This window comes from Candidatus Clostridium eludens, assembly GCF_045310515.1.
GTDB classification, from domain to species: domain Bacteria; phylum Bacillota; class Clostridia; order Clostridiales; family Clostridiaceae; genus Clostridium_B; species Clostridium_B eludens.
On the sequence record NZ_JBJHZX010000003.1, the window covers coordinates 189,376 to 209,080 of the forward strand.

General features: G+C 29.1%; 19 protein-coding genes. 17 read left to right on the forward strand and 2 right to left on the reverse strand.

Features of this window, described 5'->3' with window-relative positions; translation table 11 throughout:
* Position 1: 1 nt before the first annotated feature.
* Entirely contained in the window at positions 2-886 is an 885-nt protein-coding gene (gene pdaA / locus ACJDU8_RS03395) for a delta-lactam-biosynthetic de-N-acetylase (RefSeq protein WP_406790741.1), read from the reverse strand.
* A 154-nt stretch (positions 887-1,040) separates the two neighbouring features.
* Between pdaA and ACJDU8_RS03400 the strand changes: the two genes are divergently transcribed.
* The 5 genes from ACJDU8_RS03400 (at position 1,041) to sigF (ending at position 5,817) form a co-directional block, all read left to right on the forward strand.
* Positions 1,041-2,810, forward strand: coding sequence for an N-6 DNA methylase family protein (locus ACJDU8_RS03400; RefSeq protein WP_406790742.1), 1,770 nt, complete (start codon positions 1,041-1,043; stop codon positions 2,808-2,810).
* 189 nt (positions 2,811-2,999) lie between these two features.
* A complete protein-coding gene (gene speE / locus ACJDU8_RS03405; protein ID WP_406790743.1) occupies positions 3,000-3,824 on the forward strand; it encodes a polyamine aminopropyltransferase in 825 nt (274 codons plus the stop codon).
* A gap of 449 nt (positions 3,825-4,273) precedes the next feature.
* Positions 4,274-4,609, forward strand: a complete 336-nt coding sequence (gene spoIIAA, locus ACJDU8_RS03410; RefSeq protein WP_406790744.1) for an anti-sigma F factor antagonist — start codon at positions 4,274-4,276, stop codon at positions 4,607-4,609.
* A gap of 14 nt (positions 4,610-4,623) precedes the next feature.
* Positions 4,624-5,052 (forward strand): anti-sigma F factor, encoded by a 429-nt coding sequence (gene spoIIAB / locus ACJDU8_RS03415; RefSeq protein ID WP_406790745.1) that lies wholly within the window; start codon positions 4,624-4,626, stop codon positions 5,050-5,052.
* Positions 5,053-5,061: 9 nt separating this feature from the next.
* Positions 5,062-5,817 carry an RNA polymerase sporulation sigma factor SigF gene (sigF, locus tag ACJDU8_RS03420; RefSeq protein ID WP_406790746.1) on the forward strand — a complete coding sequence of 252 codons (756 nt, stop codon included), beginning with the start codon at positions 5,062-5,064 and terminating at the stop codon, positions 5,815-5,817.
* Positions 5,818-5,898: 81 nt separating this feature from the next.
* Here sigF and ACJDU8_RS03425 read toward each other — a convergent pair whose 3' ends face one another.
* Positions 5,899-8,259, reverse strand: a complete 2,361-nt coding sequence (locus ACJDU8_RS03425; RefSeq protein WP_406790747.1) for a transglycosylase domain-containing protein — start codon at positions 8,257-8,259, stop codon at positions 5,899-5,901.
* Positions 8,260-8,463: 204 nt separating this feature from the next.
* Between ACJDU8_RS03425 and hflX the strand changes: the two genes are divergently transcribed.
* From hflX to ACJDU8_RS03485, 12 genes are all read left to right on the forward strand, one after another.
* Positions 8,464-10,236: a GTPase HflX gene (gene hflX, locus ACJDU8_RS03430; RefSeq protein ID WP_406790748.1), complete on the forward strand. Its 1,773-nt coding sequence runs from the start codon at positions 8,464-8,466 to the stop codon at positions 10,234-10,236.
* A gap of 166 nt (positions 10,237-10,402) precedes the next feature.
* Entirely contained in the window at positions 10,403-11,299 is an 897-nt protein-coding gene (locus ACJDU8_RS03435; RefSeq protein WP_406790749.1) for a nucleotidyltransferase domain-containing protein, read from the forward strand.
* The gene (locus ACJDU8_RS03440; RefSeq protein ID WP_406790750.1) at positions 11,283-12,725 is read left to right on the forward strand and encodes an aminotransferase-like domain-containing protein; all 1,443 of its coding nucleotides are present in this window, start codon (positions 11,283-11,285) and stop codon (positions 12,723-12,725) included. The genes ACJDU8_RS03435 and ACJDU8_RS03440 overlap by 17 nt, the downstream gene beginning before the upstream one ends.
* 62 nt (positions 12,726-12,787) lie before the next feature.
* Positions 12,788-13,432, forward strand: coding sequence for a YigZ family protein (locus tag ACJDU8_RS03445; protein ID WP_406790751.1), 645 nt, complete (start codon positions 12,788-12,790; stop codon positions 13,430-13,432).
* Positions 13,433-13,553: 121 nt separating this feature from the next.
* Complete coding sequence (locus ACJDU8_RS03450; RefSeq protein ID WP_406790752.1) at positions 13,554-14,294, forward strand: YebC/PmpR family DNA-binding transcriptional regulator; 741 nt, start codon at positions 13,554-13,556, stop codon at positions 14,292-14,294.
* A gap of 164 nt (positions 14,295-14,458) precedes the next feature.
* Positions 14,459-15,379, forward strand: a complete 921-nt coding sequence (locus ACJDU8_RS03455; protein WP_406790753.1) for a tyrosine-type recombinase/integrase — start codon at positions 14,459-14,461, stop codon at positions 15,377-15,379.
* A complete protein-coding gene (locus tag ACJDU8_RS03460; protein WP_406790754.1) occupies positions 15,379-15,750 on the forward strand; it encodes a hypothetical protein in 372 nt (123 codons plus the stop codon). Before ACJDU8_RS03455 ends, ACJDU8_RS03460 begins: the two co-directional genes overlap by 1 nt.
* Positions 15,751-15,756: 6 nt before the next feature.
* A complete protein-coding gene (locus ACJDU8_RS03465; protein WP_406790755.1) occupies positions 15,757-16,329 on the forward strand; it encodes a hypothetical protein in 573 nt (190 codons plus the stop codon).
* A 725-nt stretch (positions 16,330-17,054) separates the two neighbouring features.
* Positions 17,055-17,594: a hypothetical protein gene (locus ACJDU8_RS03470; RefSeq protein WP_406790756.1), complete on the forward strand. Its 540-nt coding sequence runs from the start codon at positions 17,055-17,057 to the stop codon at positions 17,592-17,594.
* Complete coding sequence (locus tag ACJDU8_RS03475) at positions 17,591-18,145, forward strand: DUF3841 domain-containing protein (RefSeq protein ID WP_406790757.1); 555 nt, start codon at positions 17,591-17,593, stop codon at positions 18,143-18,145. Before ACJDU8_RS03470 ends, ACJDU8_RS03475 begins: the two co-directional genes overlap by 4 nt.
* A 21-nt stretch (positions 18,146-18,166) precedes the next feature.
* A complete protein-coding gene (locus tag ACJDU8_RS03480) occupies positions 18,167-18,370 on the forward strand; it encodes a hypothetical protein (protein ID WP_406790758.1) in 204 nt (67 codons plus the stop codon).
* A gap of 723 nt (positions 18,371-19,093) precedes the next feature.
* Positions 19,094-19,297, forward strand: a complete 204-nt coding sequence (locus ACJDU8_RS03485) for a hypothetical protein (protein WP_406790759.1) — start codon at positions 19,094-19,096, stop codon at positions 19,295-19,297.
* Positions 19,298-19,705: the final 408 nt, after the last annotated feature.

Genomic DNA, 19,705 nt, shown 5'->3' on the forward strand with positions numbered 1-19,705 from the left:
CTCAAGGAAGTTTATCCAAACTTTCTAAGATGTAGCCCTTACTTTTCCAATCTTTTATTACAGAATCCAGTATTTCTGAGTTTGTTTTTGATACTGCATGGAGTAAAACAATGGCTCCATTGTGAGTTCTGCGACTTATCATCTTTTGGGATTCAGCTGGAGAAGGCTGTTTTTTAATATTCCAGTCATTATAGGCAAAGCTCCAAAATATTGTCTTATAGCCTAACTTTTTAGTATAAAATAAAGACAATTCGTTGTATTTTCCCATAGGTGGTCTAAAAAATTTAGGCATTTGTTTACCAGTGATTTTTTCATAAGTATTTTCGGTTACAGTGAATTCTTTTTCAAACTTTACAGGATCCTTTGCAGCTTCTGCCATGGAAGGATGACTTGTAGAGTGATTGCATACTAAATGACCTTCTTCTACCATTCTTTTTACAAGTTCTGGATTATCCTTTATATATGGAGTGGTAACAAAAAAGGCAGCAGGTACATTATTTGATTTTAATATATCCAGCATTTTAGAAGTATAACCATTTTCATATCCTTCGTCAAAAGTTAGGTAAAGCACCTTTTTAGAAGTGTCTCCTAAATAATAGGAAGAATATTTACTTATAAGTTGTAGAATTTCTTCTGGCTCCTCAGAAGGGGTACCTTTGTTGTTAGGTTTAAAAAACCAATTTTTTTCGCTTCTGTCCAATTTAGAGATATCTAAATTTTTCAATCTTTCAGAAGTAACTCCGGTATCCGTATTATTCAAATTGCTATTAACAGTTAGAGTATTGTTATTTCCTAGAATAACTTTTTGTCTATAATGGTTTTTTGTATTAAATGAACATAAAAAAATTATGCATAATAAAAGCATTGATGTAAATTTTTTCTTCATAATTGTATCACCTACCTTATAACATATATTTTATGGTACACTTAATGAGTTATCTTATACTTGAAATTTGGAGGAATTAATAGTAAATTATGTTAGAATCAACATTCGTATATTAATGTTGATTTCAATTATTACATAAAATGGAGATAAAAATGTGAATGATTTTACTGAAAGTATTAAAACAATTTATAATTTTATAGAAACATCAGATTCCAAAAAAGAAAAACTAAAATTAATAGAAAAGTATAGAGTGAAATTTAAAATAGCCAGAGAAGAGTATCTTTCACAGAAATATTATGAATTAACAGGAATAAATAAAAGAAATGGTGTGGTATATACTCCTGGGCAAATATCATTATATATGATTAAAAATTTAATAAAACCAGAAGATGTAATTAATAATCCATTTGTAAAAATTATGGATCCCGCTTGTGGCTGTGGAAATATAATATTCAGTTGTTTTTGTTATTTAAGACATATATTTATTGAAAATATACAAACCATAAATGAAATGAATAATATAAATCTAAAACCCGAAGATATAAATGCCCATATAGTGCATAATAATCTATTTGGATTTGATATAGATGAAATTGCACTTAAGATTTTAAGCATAGACTTGTTTTTATTGAGCGGGGAATTTAGCAAAAAGAATTTCATTCTAAAGGATTTTCTAATAGAATCTGTAGAAGAAAAATTTCATCTATTTATAGGCAATCCTCCTTATATAGGACATAAATCCATAGAAAGAAGCTATTCTAAAATTTTAAAACAAATTTATGGAAGTATATATAAGGACAAATCAGACGTTTCCTATTGTTTTTTTCAAAAGTCATTAAAATGTTTAGAAGAGCCAGGAAAGCTTGCTTTTGTTACTTCCAGGTATTTTTGTGAGGCCTGCAGCGGAAAAGAACTAAGAAATTTTTTAAGCAGCAATACAACTATATATAAAATTGTTGATTTTTATGGTATAAGGCCCTTTAAAGGAGTTGGAATTGATCCTGTAATAATATTTTTGGAAAATAGAAAGAATTGTAATAACAAAATAGAAATTATAAGACCTAAAAAGAGCGAAAGAAAAGCGGAAAGTAAGTTCTATGATTTTTTATTTTTTAAAAAAGATAAAATTAGATATAAAAACTTTTTTATAGCACAGGATTCAATAAATGATAGTGGATGGGTGTTTATTAGTGAATTTGAAAAAAATATAATCCATAAAATAGAGAAAAAGTGTCAGGTTACTCTAAATGACATATGTGAAAGTTATCAAGGCATAATAACGGGTTGTGATAAGGCCTTTATAATAAATAAAGACACTCTGATAAAGAAAAAAATTGAATTGGAATTAGTCAGACCATGGATAAAGAACAGTTATATACATAAGAATAATATAATTGGAGATGAAAAATTTATAATATATTCCAATTTCATAGAAGATGAAAATAAATATCCTAATTCCATAGAATATATAAGTAAGTATAAAGAAAAACTTGTAAAGAGAAGAGAATGTAGAAATGGAGTAAGAAAGTGGTATGAACTTCAATGGGGAAGAAAAGCGGAAGTGTTTGAAGGTGAAAAAATTATATTTCCTTATAAATCCCCAAATAATAGATTCGCATTAGATAGGGGAAGTTATTTTAGCGCAGATATATATTCTTTAGTATTAAAGAATAATAGCTCAATGACTTACAGTACACTTTTAAGTATACTAAACAGTTCTCTTTATGAATTTTACTTTAAAACCTTTGGAAAAAAATTAGGACATAATCTCTATGAGTATTACCCTAATAATGTTATGAAACTTTATATTCCCTTTATAATTTTTTCAAAGGAATATAATGAAGAAGAACAATTATATAGTTATTTCCAGCTTACAAGCAGAGAAATCCAATATTTAAAAAATAATGTGGATAGTGTAACCTAAAAACTGCTTCATTTCTGAGAAACAGAATCACTTCAATTGTGAACTGTGAACCGTGCATTGTGAATTGTATAATTATTGTCATGTTATAATATTATTGCTATAATAATATCTACGGTGAATAGAAACTAATTTAAAGCCTTAAAGATGCCTGAAAATTTGAAAATTAAAAAGCAAGAGAGGAGTTCACAAATGGATTTATGGTTAAAAGAAGGTCAAATTGAAAATGCTGCTATGACCTATAAGATAAAAGAAACTTTAGTTACAAAAAAGACGAAGTATCAGGATTTAGCTATAGTAGATACTTATGCACTTGGAAGAATGTTGGTTTTGGATGGAATAGTACAAACCACGGTTAAAGATGAATATGTATATCATGAAATGATAACCCATATACCACTATTTACTCACCCTCATCCCCAAAAGGTACTTGTGGTTGGTGGAGGAGATGGAGGCGCTGTAAGAGAAGTACTGAAGCATCCCACTGTAGAAAAAGTTGTACTCTGTGAAATTGATGGTCAGGTTGTTACTGAGTGCAAAAAGTACCTTCCTGAGATAAGCTGCCAGTTAGACAACCCGAAATGTGAAGTTTTTATTGGAGACGGAATAAAGTATGTTCATGAACATAGGAATGAATTTGATGTTATAATAGTAGATTCTACCGATCCTTTCGGCGCGGCTGAAGGATTGTTTGGTGGAAGTTTTTATGAAGAAATATATAAATGCTTAACAGAAGACGGTATATTTATAGCACAGACAGAAACACCTTTTTATTTGCCAGAAGTGGTAAAACAGGTTTATAAAGATGCAAAGGAAATTTTTCCTATTACAAAATTATTTATGGCAGGGATACCTACTTATCCTAGTGGATTTTGGAGTTTTACTGTAGGTTCTAAAAAGTATGATCCACAGTCAGTAGATTTATCTTCTACCATAGAAATAGACACAAAATATTATACTAAAAGATTACATAAGGCATGTTTTGTACTTCCAAAATTTGTAGAAGATTTAACTTAGATATTTTTTAAATTATGTAAAAGATATTTTAGTTTATTGTTATAAACTAAGATATCTTTTAGTATTTTTTTGTTTATTCTATATATGTAAAACCAATTGAAATATATGAAAATCTTTCGGCATATGTTTAAAAATATAACATATGGAAATAATATCAATAAAATAACCATAAAAATGCAAAAAAATAAAGGGAAATTATTTCCTGTGTAGAATATATTAAAAACACGTATTTTATTTAGATAAATATCAAATAAAAGAAGGGGGGTTAAGAATGTCTGACTCGGACTATGCATATTTTGCATATGCTAAAGTTTATATATTAAACTTTAGTCATGTAACATCAGGACTTACATGTTATATGGTAAATTAAAGTTAAAAGTATATTTTAACGCTAAAACTATAGTATGACAGATTATTTTTATTAGTTTTAGTAGAGTTTTGTATAATATATGAATTTAGAATTTTATATCAAAGAGAATAATCTTATAGCTAATATGAAGGGAGAACTAGATCATCATAGTACAGAAGAAGTTAGAAATAAAATTGATAATCAATTAGATGCAGAAGGTTCAGACAATTTGATTATGGATTTTTCGGGAGTAACTTTTATGGATAGTTCTGGAATAGGAGTGGTAATTGGGAGGTATAAAAAATTACATTCCCAAAAAGGCAAGGTATGTATTGTAGGTGTATCACCTTCGGTGAGAAGGGTATTTGAGCTATCAGGGATGTTTAAAATTATAGGGCTTTATGACAGTATTGAGGAAGCAATTGAGAATATTTAATGGGGGGATAAATTATGTATGATAACAGTGTGAAAATAGAGTTTACTAGTAAATCACAAAATGAAAGTTTTGCGAGAGTAGCAGTAGCGGCCTTTGTATCCCAGCTAGATCCTACATTAGATGAATTAACAGATGTAAAAACTGCAGTTTCAGAAGCAGTTACAAACTCTATTATTCATGGTTATGAAAACAAAGAAGGTATAGTTAAAATTGAAGCTGCCATTAAAGGAAGAGAGTTGATTTTAATAGTAGAAGACAAGGGCTCAGGAATAGAGGATATAAATGCTGCCAGGCAGCCTCTTTATACCTCAAAGCCTGAACTAGAGAGATCGGGTATGGGATTTACTGTAATGGAGACATTTATGGATTCTCTTGAAGTGGAATCTGAAAAGAACAAAGGGACAAGATTAATTATGAAAAAAGTTTTTAATTCATTAAGTTAGGTGAATGATATGGGTGAGGAAACAGCAAAAAAAATTAAATATAGTTATAATGATAACTTGAAATTAATTAAATCTGCAAAACAAGGAGACAAAGAATCCTTAAACAAGCTGGTAGAATTAAATTTACCATTAGTTTCAGCTATAAGTAAAAAATTCTTAAATAGGGGATATGAATATGAAGATATATTTCAGATAGGCTGTATGGGACTTATGAAGGCAATAAATAACTTTGATGAAACCTATAATGTAAAGTTTTCTACATATGCTGTACCCATGATACTGGGAGAAATAAAGCGATTTCTCAGAGATGATGGGATGATAAAAGTAAGTAGAAGTATAAAAAATACAGCTAAAAAAATTCACTATGATAGAGAAGCACTTACAAAGCAATTAAATAGAGAACCTACTGTGGAAGAACTGGCTGAATACTCAGGAATAAAAGTAGAAGAATTAATTTTTGCTACAGAGTCTGCAACTAGTCTTCAATATCTATATGATACTATACATCAGGATGATGGCTCTCCAGTTCTCTTAATAGATAAAATAAGTCAAAATCCCAAGGAAGATGTAGAAGTTATAGATAGAATTGCATTGAAAGAGGCTTTGAAAAATTTAGATGTAAAGTCAAGGCAAATTATAATGCTGAGATATTTTAAAGATAAAACTCAAGTTCAAGTGGCAAAAATGTTAGGGATAAATCAAGTACAGGTTTCTAGAATTGAAAAAAAAGTACTTAAAACTATGAGAGAAATTTTAAGTGGGTAGTTTGTAAAATTTCACAATAAAAAGTAATTCCACCTGAAACATAAAGGTGGAATTTTAATTAAGGCATTTTTAGTATGTTATTTATCTTGAAGTATCCTGTGTATTTCCAATAGGTATGTCAGTGGATGAATTATTATTATGAGTGTTGTTTTTATCTCCAGAATTTTCCGTTGGATTATCTGGATTTTTGCCGGAGGAATCATTGGTGTCTACATTACTGTCAGTATTATTTTGGATAGTATCTGTAGTTTTGTCATTAGTATTGAACTGTTGTTTTTTATTAGTGTTTTTTTTGGGAAAAGCATCAAATATGTTCCAGGAATGAGAAAGAGTACAGTAACTTGTAGGAGCTGTACCGTCTATAAATAATTCGTCATAAACCTTACTGCCTGTGACATCATTATAACAAGCCGCACGGGCAAGCTTTCCAGACTCGGAACATATAGAAGCAGTTACTATTCCAGATGGCATTTCAATATCTTTTGAGGGTAAGCCCTCATGGAAAGGAGACATTATATCCGCCCAAAGTTTAGCTGCAGAATTACTGTTAATTGCTGCACTATTTAATACGGAATTGTCGTCATTACCAATCCATACGGCTGCAGAATAATAGGGAGTTAGTCCACAAAACCAAAGGTCTCTGTTGTTGCTGGAAGTACCGGTTTTACCCCTTACAGCCATGTCTCCGAAATTTGCATTAGGTCCTGTACCTTCCTGACTAACAGGTCCTTTTAACATATCATATAATATATAGGCACTTTGGGCAGAGAGCACTTTTTTTGTTTCCGTCTTATTATCTAATATAATTTTTTTGTTTCTGTCTTCTACTTTAGTATAAAGTTTTGGAGCAGTATATGTACCGGAATTTCCAAATACTCCGTAAGCTGCAGACATTGTAAGGGTATTTACACCATGATGGAGTTGTCCAAGAGATAATGCTGCTATACTTGATCTATCATGATTATCTAAAGTTATGCCGAATTTCTCTGCATAAGCAGCCCCAGTTTCCAATCCTAGTTTGTCCTCTAATTTAACTGCCACTAAATTTATAGAATGAGTTAATGCAGTTCTTAAAGTCATATCTCCGCCAATTGCCTCATCATCTTTAGGTTGGTAGGGTTCACCATTGGACATATATTTATTTGCAATTTCATCCGATAGAGGAGAATCCTCAAATACACTGGCAGCTGTGAATTGTTGTGAATCTACAGCAGGACTGTATACAGACAGTGGTTTTATGCTGGAGCCTGGAGGTCTTAAATAATTTTCAGATGCAGCCCTATTAAAAGATCTAGCAGGCTGAGTCCCCCTACCTCCTACAAGAGCCTTTACTTGTCCAGAATGGTAATCCATAACTACTGCAGATGCTTCAGGCTGTAATATCCCATTCCCATCTGTAGTGGAATTTTGAAAAATACTATCATTATTTATAGTATCTTCTGTTTTTTCCTGCAATTCTTTGTTCATTGTAGTATATATTTTAAGAGCTCCATATGTAAGCAGATTTTCTGCTTCTTCATCGGTATATTTATATTTAGATTTCAAATCTTTTTTTACCTGTGCAATAACAGGTACTGTAAACCATTCATTATTATATGTGTTATTTACAGTAGGTTCTGGTTTAATATCCAGTTTACCATTTGAAATGTCATTTATGGCAGCCGTATACTGACTTTCAGAAATGTAACCATTTTGATACATTTTTGCAATTACGGTTTTAGTTCTGTTTAAATATATGGATGGATTTTTTTTAGCAGTAGTAGAGTAGGGATAATATACAGATGGACTTTGAGGAATAGCGGCAATAAGAGCACATTCAATTAAATTTAAGTCTTTTGCAGGTTTCCTGAAATACTGCTGTGATGCAGCTTCCACACCTAATGCCCTTCCTCCTAAATAAATTGTATTCATATATGCTTCCAGTATTTGATCTTTACTTAATTTTTTTTCAAGTTGTATTGACATATATATCTCTTGTAGTTTTCTTTTAAAAGTTACATTGGAAGATAGAAATATACCCCTTACCAGCTGCTGGGTTATAGTAGATGCTCCTTGAATGTTATTACTACCTGTAATTTTATTTTTAACATCTATAAATATTACACCTATAATCCTTTTTAAGTCTATACCTTTGTGTTTATAGAATCTTTCGTCTTCTATACTGATAAAAGCATTTTTTAAGTTCTGGGGCATACTATCAAAAGAAATCACTGTTCTTTGTTGGGGGCTAACTACTACATCCATGACATTGTTATTATCGTCATATAGAACAGAAGGCTCGTTTAAATTTAATATCCGGTTTACATCAAGTTCCGGAGAGTTTTTTATAATAGCTAAACTTGCACCAATTATCGATACGAATGTTAATAATAATAAACCACATAAGATAGTAAGTATAAGCTTAGAAGTCTTAAAACGAGCCTTTTTGTGCCTCTTTACCATAATTGTCCTCCTTGCTCTATTTGTACATTTATTAATTTAAATCATTATAACACAAATTAAAGTATTAATGAAACATAAATGGTTTTTGAATGTTTAGTGAATAAACATATAAAAATCATTTCTACTTTGTAAATTTATAATGTATACTAAAATGGTAAATGGTAAAATTAAATATTAATAGTGAACACATAGAGGTGATATTTTTTGATATATGGAAATACAGATGGAATAAAAAAATCTATATTAGATGAGCTAGAAGAAATGTATAATATTAAAGTATCTAAAGATAATATTTGTGATACGGAAATTTTAGAAATACTTTGTAAAAATACTATGTATTTAAATAGGGAAATAAGTGTAATTATTAATAGGAAAGGAAAAGTTATAAGCATATCAGTGGGTGACAGTAATAGTGTAAATATTGAGGAAGTTTATGTATCAAAAAATAAGCTTTCCGGAATCAGAATGGTACACACTCATCCTAATGGCAATTCCCAGCTTTCAGAAGTGGATATTTCTGCTTTAATAAATTTAAGATTAGATTGTATATCAGCCATAGGAGTTAACCATAAAGGTCCTACAGGTATGAGCCTGGGATTTTGCAGCATTAAAGATAATTCCATTGAAAGTGAAGTATTAGTTAACTTAACACCTGAAGATGCAATTAATTATAATGTATTAAGGAAGATAAATGAAGTAGAAGAGTCCATAAAGAAAAGAGATGTATTAGAAGAAGCAGGAGAGAGAGCAATACTTGTAGGAACAGATAGTGAAGAGAGTTTGGACGAATTGGAAGAACTGGCAAAGGCTTGTAATGTAAAAGCATTGGAAAAGATATTTCAGAAAAGAACCATCATGGATACAGCATTTTATGTTGGAAAAGGGAAATTAGATGAAATAAGACTAACGGCACAGGTGTGTAATGCCAATTTAATAATTTTTGATGATGAAATATCTGGTTCTCAGGTTAGAAATCTAGAAGAGAACTTAAAAATAAAGGTAATAGATAGAACTACACTGATACTGCACATATTTGCTACTAGGGCAAAAAGTAAAGAAAGTAAACTGCAGGTGGAGCTTGCACAACTTAAATATAGATTGGCCAGACTTTCAGGATTTGGGATAATGCTTTCAAGAACCGGAGGCGGCATAGGTACTAGAGGCCCTGGAGAAAAAAAGCTGGAAACGGATAAAAGACATATAAGGGAAAGAATATATGAAATCAATAGAGAATTAAAAAAGATAAAAGGAGTAAGGAAAATACAGAGGGAAAAGAGAAATGAAATACATAAAGTATCTTTGGTAGGGTATACCAATTCCGGAAAATCTACATTAAGGAATAAACTGTGTGAAATAGCAGTGCCCAAGGAAAGTATCCATAAAGATAAGGTATTTGAGGCAGATATGTTATTTGCTACCCTGGATACTACTACCAGGGCTGTAGAACTAAAAGATGGCAGAATAATTACCATAACTGATACCGTAGGATTTATAAATAAGCTTCCCCATGATTTAGTAGAAGCTTTTAAGTCTACTTTAGAAGAAGTATATTACTCTGATTTGCTGCTTCATGTAGTGGATGTATCTTCAGATAATGCATATCAGCATATAGAAGCGGTAAATAAGGTTCTAGCTCAGCTTGGAGTAATTGATAAACCAATTCTCTTAGTATTGAATAAAATAGATAAAGGGGAAACAGATTGTATAAAAAGCCAATGTAATGATATAGAGAAAATATGTATATCTGCTAAGTATGGAATTAATTTGGAAGAACTTTTGGAAAAAGTATCATATATGCTTCCACGCAGTATAAAAAAAGTACAATATTTAATTCCCTACACAGAACAGGCTGCAGTAGCATTTATACATAGAAATTGTAAAATAGAACAGGAAGATTATAGAGAAGATGGAACCTATATAAGTGCATTGGTAGATGAAGAAGTATATAATAAATGTATAAAATTTATAGTTGAATAGCAAAATATATTGAATTTGTGAACATGTGAGAAGAAGGGTGTAGCATAAGTATCAACCACTCTTCTTTAAATTTTGCTATTGTGTTTTTAGGAAAAAATATATATAATATATAAAAATTCAGAATAATCTTTGTATGGATTAAATTTTAAAGGAGGTCCGCATTAATATGGACAGAACTATCTTACAATACCAAAATGCTTTTAACAGTGCTATTGAAAGATTTAAAGTTAATAAATCGGTTCTCGCAGTTATGGTTTTTGGAAGTATGGTTAGTGGAGATTTATGGGATGAATCAGATATTGATTTACTTGTAATATTTGACAATAAAAGAACTAGTTTAAAGGATATATATACAGAAGAAAAAGGTGTGCCAATCCATGTTAAACTTATGAGTAAAAGCAACTTTTTGCAATCTTCTGAAGAAGATTTAAAAGGTGGATTTATACATAGAATAATATCCTCCTCTAGATTGGTATTTTCTAAAGATATTGAAATAACTTCTAAGTATGATGTGGGAAGATACTACCCTGATCTAGATAGAGAAAGATGGAATATGGTATATTTAGGAGACCTGTTCAAAAGTATGGGTATATGTAAAAAATATCTTCAAAATGATGGTATATATACATCATATATTGCAGCAGTACGTTCAGTGGAAGAATTTTCAAAATTATATGTAAATTCTTCAGGACATATGATAAGTAAAGATGCAGTAATTATCGCTATGAATTTGAATGGTGACTTTAAAAGATGTGTAGAAGAGTTATTTTTTAATAAGAGAGATGTAGTTGAAGCTATAAATGATACTATGGATTATTTTAAAGAAAATGTAGATAAAAACATAAGAAGTATTACAAAAGTACTTCTAAATTACATGAGGGAAAAGGATTCCTTTTTAAGTTCTGAAGATATAAAAAGTGATAAATTATTTTATAACTACAATATAAATATGGAGGAAATATTAAATAAATTATGGCAAAAAAATCTACTTAAGAGAGATACAAGGGACTACAAAATGAAAGATGGAACCGTTTTAGCCAAAGAAAATGTATATTTTATCTGAGGAGGTGAATTTTATCTTAAAAAAATATTTTGTAGATTTAAATCAGGAAGAAATCCCCAAATATCTATTAATAGAGAAGCATATAAAAAGATTAATCGACACCAATGTAGTGGAAGATAGGGAAAAGCTGCCTTCTATAAGAAGTTTGGCAAGATTTTTAAATGTAAATAATAGTACCATAGTAAATGCTTATAAAAAGCTTCAAGTCGAAGGATATGCAATTCAAAAAATGGGAAGTGGAACTTATGCCAAAAAAAAGGATATACATAAAAATTTTAATAGAGAATACTCTAAAGCCTTAAAAAAGATATTTAATGAGGATATGGTAAATTATGTGGATTTTACAGGAGAAACTCCAAGCGGAGAATTTTTTCAAATAAACTTTTTTAAGGATGTCTTAAATGAAGTATTGGATAGAGATGGAGCTAAAGCTTTAATTTATCAGGAATCTTTGGGTTATGAAGGGCTTAGAAATAGCATAAGTAATGTTTTTTGGAATGGAAAAGTAGATAAAGAGGATATACTTATAATTTCAGGGGCACAGCAGGGTATAGATTTAATTTCAAAAGCAATTTTAAATACAAACGATAGTATAATAGTGGAAAAACCAACTTATAGTGGGGCTTTATCTGTATTTAAATGGAGAAGGACAGAGATTTTTCAAGTTCCTGTTGAAAAAGATGGTATTAATATGGACAAGTTTGAAAAAATACTTAAAAAGAATAATATAAAATGTTTTTATACTATGAGTTATTTTCAGAATCCTACGGGAATAAGCTGCAGTAATGATAAAAAAATACAAATATTAAAATTGGCACAGATATATGATTTTTACATAATGGAAGATGATTATCTTTCGGAATTAATTTATGATAATAGTATAAAGTATAATAGTTTTAGAAGTCTAGATAATAATGATAGAGTTTTATATATAAAAAGTTTTTCAAAAATATTTTTACCTGGTATAAGAATTGGATATTTAATACCTCCCAGAAAATTTAAAGAGAGTATTCAAAATTCTAAAATTAATACAGATATATCTACATCTAGTATTATGCAGAGAGCTTTGGATTTATATATAAGAAAAGGATTGTGGAAAAATTACATAGAAACCTTAAATGATGCCTATAAAAAAAGATATATTCATATGCAAAAATGTATATTAAAGTATTTGGGGGATAAGGTAGAGTTTATAAAACCAGGGGGGGGATTACATTTTTATTTAAAGATTAAAGAAAATATAAAAATGGATTCCATAGAGCTTTTTAGACAGGCAAAAAATAGAGGAATTTTAATTACTCCTGGCCTATTATTTTACAAAAACTCTTTAGAAGGAAAAAAATATTTTAAAATCAGTTTTTCTCATGTAAATGAAAAAGATATAGAATATGGAATAAAAATATTGAGTGAAATTATAATTGTGTAATATTTCATTGTTAAATTTTTAATGGTTTAGGTATAAGGGATATTTGGAAAGGTGGGTTATCTGTGAGTTATTTTACGGTGAAAGAGGAAGCTAATTCCAGATTTGAAGAAAAAAAATCTATATTTATAGGAAGCATAAGGAGCGTTTGTACAGAAAATGGAGCCAAAAAATTTATAAGTAAGATAAAATTAGAAAATTCCAAGGCATCTCATAATGTGTATGCTTATGTAATCGGAGAAAAAATGAACATACAGAGGTATAGTGATGATGGAGAACCACAGGGAACTGCAGGAATACCTATATTGGAGGTAATTAAGCAGAAGGGTATAACAGATGTGGTAATAGTAGTTACAAGACACTTTGGAGGAACACTGCTTGGAAAAGGAGGATTAATAAAAGCTTATTCCAAATCTGCAACTTTGGCAATCCATGAAGCAAAGATAGTGGAGAAAGTACAGGGTTCTCCTATAGATATATTAATAGAATATGATAATTTGGGAAAACTACAGTACATGTTTGAACAAAAGTCAATTTATGTAGAAAATATAGAATATGCTGATAAAGTTAAGTTATCCATAAATTGTATTATAGAAAGTATTGATAAATTGATAAATGAAATTATAGAGGCTACAAATGGAAAGTGTGAGGTAATAGTTGGTGACGAAGAGTCCTACTTTAAAATAGATAACAGGCTTATTAAGGAATAGAGTTCGTTTTAATTATTATGGCAGCTAAATTTGTATTTAAATGCTTTTATATGATATAATACAGTTTGCATAATCAATATATAAGTACAAGTATAAGACCGTAGGTTAGGGGGAATATTATATGTCAGGACATTCAAAATGGCATAATATACAAGCGAAAAAAGGTAAAGCGGATGCAAGAAAGGGTAAAGTATTTACTAAAATAGGGAAAGAATTAGCCATTGCTGCTAAAAATGGAGGCTCAAATCCAGATAATAATTCTAAGCTAAGAGATGTTATAGCAAAAGCTAAATCTAATAACATGCCTCAGGATACAATTACTAGAGCAATTAAAAAAGGTGCAGGAGAAATGGCAGGGGTAAACTATGAAGAAATAGTTTATGAAGGATATGGTCCAAATGGAGCGGCAGTAATAGTTAAAGCTTTAACGGATAACAAAAACAGAACAGCAGGTAATGTAAGGAGTATATTTACAAAGCAAGGTGGAAATTTAGGAGCTAGTGGATGCGTATCCTGGATGTTTCAAAGTAAAGGAGAACTAATAATAGAAAAAAAAGATGATATGGATGAAGATGAAATTATGATGCAGGCATTGGATGCCGGTGCAGAAGATTTTAATGTTCAGGATGAGGTGTTTCAAATAACTACAACGGTAGAAGACTTTGGTATCGTAAGGGAAAATTTGGAAAATAAGGACTTTGAATTTCTATCATCAGAAATTACAATGATACCCGATAATACAGTATCCGTTGATGTGGCTACTGCAGGAAAAGTTCAAAAGCTCATAGATAAGCTGGAAGATGACGATGATGTCCAGGATGTTTACCACAACGCTGATTTTCCTGATGAGTTTGAAGAATAGTAGGAAAATCAATAGGTTACATAGGTTTGAGGATAGTTTAAAGTAACAAAAAACCTAAAGGTATGTCATCACTGTATATAAACATTTAGATTTTTAGTATTTAACCATTATGACAACCATTTTTCATGTGACAAATATAAGGATTCATATGAGGAGTGGTTTTTTTGTTATTAGCAGACTTATTAAGAGAATATATGTATGAGTGTGAAATTAAAAAGTATTCTATAAGAACAATTAAGGAATATAGAAATAATATTAGGGCATTCTTTAATTACCTAGATAAGGAATATGATATCAAATCTCTAGAACAGATATCTCATGTACAAATTAAACATTATTTTAAGTATTTAACTAATCAAGGACGTAAAGAAACATACATTAATGGTATACTTAAAAACTTAAGAAGCTTTTATAAGTTTTGTGAAAAAGAAGAATATACATGTAACAATCCTTGTAAAAAAGTTGATTGGCAAAAAGAACCTAAAGTTATTATCAATTCTTTTAGTGATAAAGAAGCCATTAAGATGCTAGATGTCTACAACTATTCAAATTACTACAATGCAAGAAATAAGTGTATTATTGCCACTTTGATAGATACGGGTATAAGAAATCTTGAATTATGTAGTTTGGGAATGTTAGATGTAAGAGAAACTGTTGTATTAGTACATGGTAAAGGAAATAAGGAGAGATATGTTCCGATTAGTCCAATGTTAAAGAAAATAATGATTAAATATGAAAGAATTAGAAATAGTTACATGATAAATAAATTTGTAAAGTGTGATAATTATTTTCTTTCCTATAGGGGAAATCCTCTTACAGTTGAAGCTGTTGAGAGAGTTATTAAAGGTGCAGGCAAGAAGGCAAAAGTTAGGGAAAATATAAGATGTTCTCCACATACGTTTAGACATTATTTTGCACAGACACAACTAAAAAACGGATTAGATGTGTATTCTTTAAGTCGTCTTCTTGGACATGAAAATATTTCTATAACTAGGCGTTATTTGCAGTCTATTAAGGATGAGGAAATAATGGACTTAGCTCTAAAAACTAGTCCTTTAATGAATATTAAAGGAGGTGGCAGGTAATGGCTGAAAAAAGAGAACAAATAAACGTAGACAAAATTACATTCAAGGTATTAAATGGAATTGCTGACCCATCTTTTATACCTTACACTGAAAACTATAAATATTTAGTAGTAACAAACGATGGAAGTTACGAGAAACACGATAAAAAGAAATGTTATTTATTAGCTAAGTATTTCCAATATTACGTTTGGAATTTTGGAGAAATACCAAGCTATGACAAATTAAAAGAATACTTAGGAATTAAGACAGATAAAGCTTTTAATAAATACATTGTTGCAATGGACAAGCATTGGCAATGGATAGAGACAATCTATATTAAACCTAAATGGAAAATTAGATTTAAAAAAATGAGATTGCAGGTTAGGGGGTAGAAAATAATGTTACTTAGTGAACAGTTAAAAGAAAGACTAAGAAATGAATTCATGCCCCTAAAAAACCTCAAAATTTTTAGTAATGCGTTCCCCGTAAACATAAAAATAGCTTTCTTAAAGTCATTGCCTAAAGGTATTATGGGAGCTTGTGGTCTAATTTTAGATTTTTTTGAAGGTAGAGTTAATACCGATATAAATGAAAAAAATTATATGATAGTATATGCCTCACAGAAAGAGATAGCAAAAGAATTTAGATTTAGTAGGGAATATATATCTTATTGCATTAATCGTATGTCAGAAAGTCCTCTATGTCCATTTGTGAAGGTTAGGCAGGGGCTTAATAAGGCCAACTATTACATAATGCAAAAGAAAAAAGAATTAGTAGATTTATTAAAGCAAATATATCAAGCACAGCAGGAAGAAGCTAAAACTAGAAATACAGAAAAACAGAACAAGCAAAAGAAAGCATATAGAAAATATAACAAAGGAAAAACATCTACATTTAATAATTTTAAGCCAAGGGAATACGACTTTGAGAAATTAGAAAGACAATTGTTAGGATGGGAAGACTTAGAATAAAAATGCAAAAAAGTTAAAGAGATTATATAAGTTGCAACTTACATAATCTCAACACATACAGTAACAAATCGAAATTTAACATTAACATTATAACACTATTTTTTAAAGATTTCATTAAAAAATTTAAAAAATAAGTTTATTAAAGTTAGCCTTTTTTAAAAGTATTGAAAAAGGTTTATTTGTGTTGTATAAAAATAATTTTTATTTTGCATTTAAATCCAAAATATTATTGAAAATATAATTTCTAAATTAGTATTCAAAATCAAAAGTCAGTTATTCAGCCCTAAATATGTTCAAAATATTGTAAAATACCTTCATTTATTTCTGGATGTAAGCTGTGGTTTTTCAATAATATAAGTCTTAGTTTACATCCAAATGTGGGTGTCAAATTAAATTAAAATGTGGGTACCAAATTACTCAAATATATATACTATTTATATTAATTATTAATATATAGTAGTGATATAGGTGATTAAAAAGCTTATTCATAAGGCAAGCTTTTTGATCACCAAAAAGAAAACTATATAGTTTTTAGTATAATAAAAGCTTGCTTTAAATTATTTTGATTACTCTTACTAAATTCTATTCTTTAAGCATAGGAAAAAGGAATGATATTTATTAAAAGAGGAAAATGGCATTATAATATTAGTATGCCGAGTATATTATGGAAGCTATGATATAATTACTATTAATAAAAATAAAATTGAATTAAAAGGATGAAATAGATGGTTGATAAAGAAGATCAATATAAGAGAACTATGGATGCAATATGTAAAGAATATAATCGGAGAAGATTACTGGTTTTAGAAAATATCAAAAGTTTGAGAAAAAAACATAATTGTGATAAGAACCGCAGAATAAAATCTGAACAAATTGCTTTAGCTAATTATAGAAAATATTTAAGTGTTTGGAAAGATTTAAAGAAAAATTGTATTTCATGTGAAAATTATAAAATAGGAAAAGTGCCAGTCAAACTATGTTTTGTTACTGATAAATATAAGTTAAAAACGGATAATTGGCATTCATTAATTGAAGGTAAAAAAAGTTATCATTATTTTATAATTCAGTATAGTATTATAGAAAATGAAATATTACCAAGTATTAAAGAGTTAAGTGAAATATTTCAGGTAACGGAAAATACCGTTAATAAGTATTTAAAAGAATTATATAAAGATGATGTTTTATGTTTCTTTTTTCCAGTAGATGTTGATATAGATAAAGAATTTTTAGATCTAAAGAAATTTATTAATGTGGCTAAGGAATGATATTTAATATGAAATTCTATACTATACAGCATATAAATGCCTGGGAAGATGCTAAGAAAAGAGGGTATCTACAAGGTGATAAAAATTTTGCTATAGGAGATTTTAAAAAGAGTTATAGTTGGATGATGAAACAGATGAGAAAGAGATTAGTCAAATATAATGGAGAATATCCTGTATGGGTATGGACTAAAAAACCAGACGGAGAAGATGTAAAGGAAGGATATCTTAGTAAAGGGGCTAAAGGTATTTTGTTAGAGATTGAATTGGACAGAAAAGATGTATTATTGTCTGATTTTCAAGCATGGCATATAGTTTTAATGAATGCGTTTTTTAGTTTGTCTGAAAAAGAGGATAACTTATATGAAGAAGGAAAAATTAATATAACAAAAGAAGAGAGTTGGGAAAGAATTTTTGATTTGCATTTGTTATCTAAACAGGGTGATTGGTGTAAGATAAGTGATCTACAAGGTGTCACTGGTAGAATAAATATTAATAAAATTAAAGTTCTATACGAATTTGTGGCAACTGGATATCAGATGGAAGATGATTAAAAATAAAAGGAGAATATGAATATGAGAGATCCCAATAGAATTAAACCTTTTTTAGGTAAGATTGAAGGACTGTGGCTAAAATATCCAGACCTAAGATTTGGACAATTAATAAGTATAATAGCTAGTGAAATGGGTACCAGGGATATATTCTTTCCAGAGGAACCACAATGGTTAGAGGCAGTACAAAAAGTCATTGACAAGAGTAATAAAAGAGAAAATCAATAATATAGATTATGTTTAATAAAAGAGGGTGTGTCATTAAATGAATTTAAAAGAGGGATACAAGAAATGAGGCCACTGAAAAAGTCCTTTTTTCAACAAAATCACAACGAAACAATGCAGGTTTGAAGGATGTGATTTTTAAGAAAATAATACTTTTTCAGTGGCCTTCAAAAAATAGATTCTATTACTCGATTCTATATACTAAGATACTATATTACAAAAAGAAACAAAATACTTGTAACAAGTTTTTTAAAAGATACATATATCAATGCTTTATACATAACAAACATTGATTCAGTGACACTCATATATTCATTGGATGACACTGTGAAGTAGGGGTTCAAGTAAAGTAGTAGAGTAGGTTTGGCGTATGTATGTTTTCTTGTACCATTAATTTGCAATATAAAAATTTAATTATTTATTATTGAGTTTGGTATTAAAGTATAATTTGCTTTTATCAAGAATTCATACGTATGTTTCTCTGCAGTTAATCTGACAAGAGAGGATGAGAAAGGTGATCAAAAAGCTTGTATTTATAAAATAATATTTAAGAAGAAAGTTTATTTATAATATATATGATAAAAGGCAAGCTTTTTGATCACCAATAGGAATGTATGTCTATATTTAGATGTACATATTAAGAATATATGTAATATTTCACAAAAATTATAATAAACTATTAATTGAGGATATAAAGTTATTTAAAATAAAGGGGGATATTATAATATGATGGTCAATCATGGTTTAATGATGTTCTCAGGCATTTCTTTTATATTTATTATAATATATCTGATAATAGCTATAGTTACTTTTGTTTTATTTATAAGACTAGCTACAAGAGGGATAAAAGCATTAGATATATACATAGATAAGAATAAAAAAAATAATAATACAAATGATACTAGTAATAACAGTAGTAAAGATATTTAACTTAATAAAAGCCTTGTATTTACTAGGGAATACAAGGCTTTTTATGATGCTTTAATTCATTCCTATTATTTCATGTTTAGGTTATTTTGTGAAAATTAAATGCTGTAATATTATAATAAATAGGGGATACCTTGTAGTAATAAATATATAATGAAAAAATATAAATTTCTATGTACATATGCTTATTTATTAAAAGAGAAAAATAGCGTTAGAATATTAGTATTAGGATAATATAGTATAAATAATTTTGTAAAACATTTAGCTCATGCTTGTAAAATTATACAGGTTATACTAAAATAATGTTAAAATTGTTGCTGGATGGAACTAGAATTATAGCTAGAGGTGTTAACTATGGAATTATTATTAATTCGTCATGGTTGTTGTGAGAATAATGGATGCATAGCAGGA

Excerpts from the sequence above, each read along its gene's own strand:
- pdaA (WP_406790741.1), bottom strand. The coding sequence starts at position 886 with ATGAAGAAAAAATTTACATCAATGCTTTTATTATGCATAATTTTTTTA.
- speE (WP_406790743.1), top strand. The coding sequence starts at position 3,000 with ATGGATTTATGGTTAAAAGAAGGTCAAATTGAAAATGCTGCTATGACC.
- spoIIAA (WP_406790744.1), top strand. The coding sequence starts at position 4,274 with ATGAATTTAGAATTTTATATCAAAGAGAATAATCTTATAGCTAATATG.
- spoIIAB (WP_406790745.1), top strand. The coding sequence starts at position 4,624 with ATGTATGATAACAGTGTGAAAATAGAGTTTACTAGTAAATCACAAAAT.
- sigF (WP_406790746.1), top strand. The coding sequence starts at position 5,062 with ATGGGTGAGGAAACAGCAAAAAAAATTAAATATAGTTATAATGATAAC.
- ACJDU8_RS03425 (WP_406790747.1), bottom strand. The coding sequence starts at position 8,259 with ATGGTAAAGAGGCACAAAAAGGCTCGTTTTAAGACTTCTAAGCTTATA.
- ACJDU8_RS03435 (WP_406790749.1), top strand. The coding sequence starts at position 10,403 with ATGGACAGAACTATCTTACAATACCAAAATGCTTTTAACAGTGCTATT.
- ACJDU8_RS03440 (WP_406790750.1), top strand. The coding sequence starts at position 11,283 with ATGTATATTTTATCTGAGGAGGTGAATTTTATCTTAAAAAAATATTTT.
- ACJDU8_RS03450 (WP_406790752.1), top strand. The coding sequence starts at position 13,554 with ATGTCAGGACATTCAAAATGGCATAATATACAAGCGAAAAAAGGTAAA.
- ACJDU8_RS03460 (WP_406790754.1), top strand. The coding sequence starts at position 15,379 with ATGGCTGAAAAAAGAGAACAAATAAACGTAGACAAAATTACATTCAAG.
- ACJDU8_RS03465 (WP_406790755.1), top strand. The coding sequence starts at position 15,757 with ATGTTACTTAGTGAACAGTTAAAAGAAAGACTAAGAAATGAATTCATG.
- ACJDU8_RS03470 (WP_406790756.1), top strand. The coding sequence starts at position 17,055 with ATGGTTGATAAAGAAGATCAATATAAGAGAACTATGGATGCAATATGT.
- ACJDU8_RS03475 (WP_406790757.1), top strand. The coding sequence starts at position 17,591 with ATGATATTTAATATGAAATTCTATACTATACAGCATATAAATGCCTGG.
- ACJDU8_RS03480 (WP_406790758.1), top strand. The coding sequence starts at position 18,167 with ATGAGAGATCCCAATAGAATTAAACCTTTTTTAGGTAAGATTGAAGGA.
- ACJDU8_RS03485 (WP_406790759.1), top strand. The coding sequence starts at position 19,094 with ATGATGGTCAATCATGGTTTAATGATGTTCTCAGGCATTTCTTTTATA.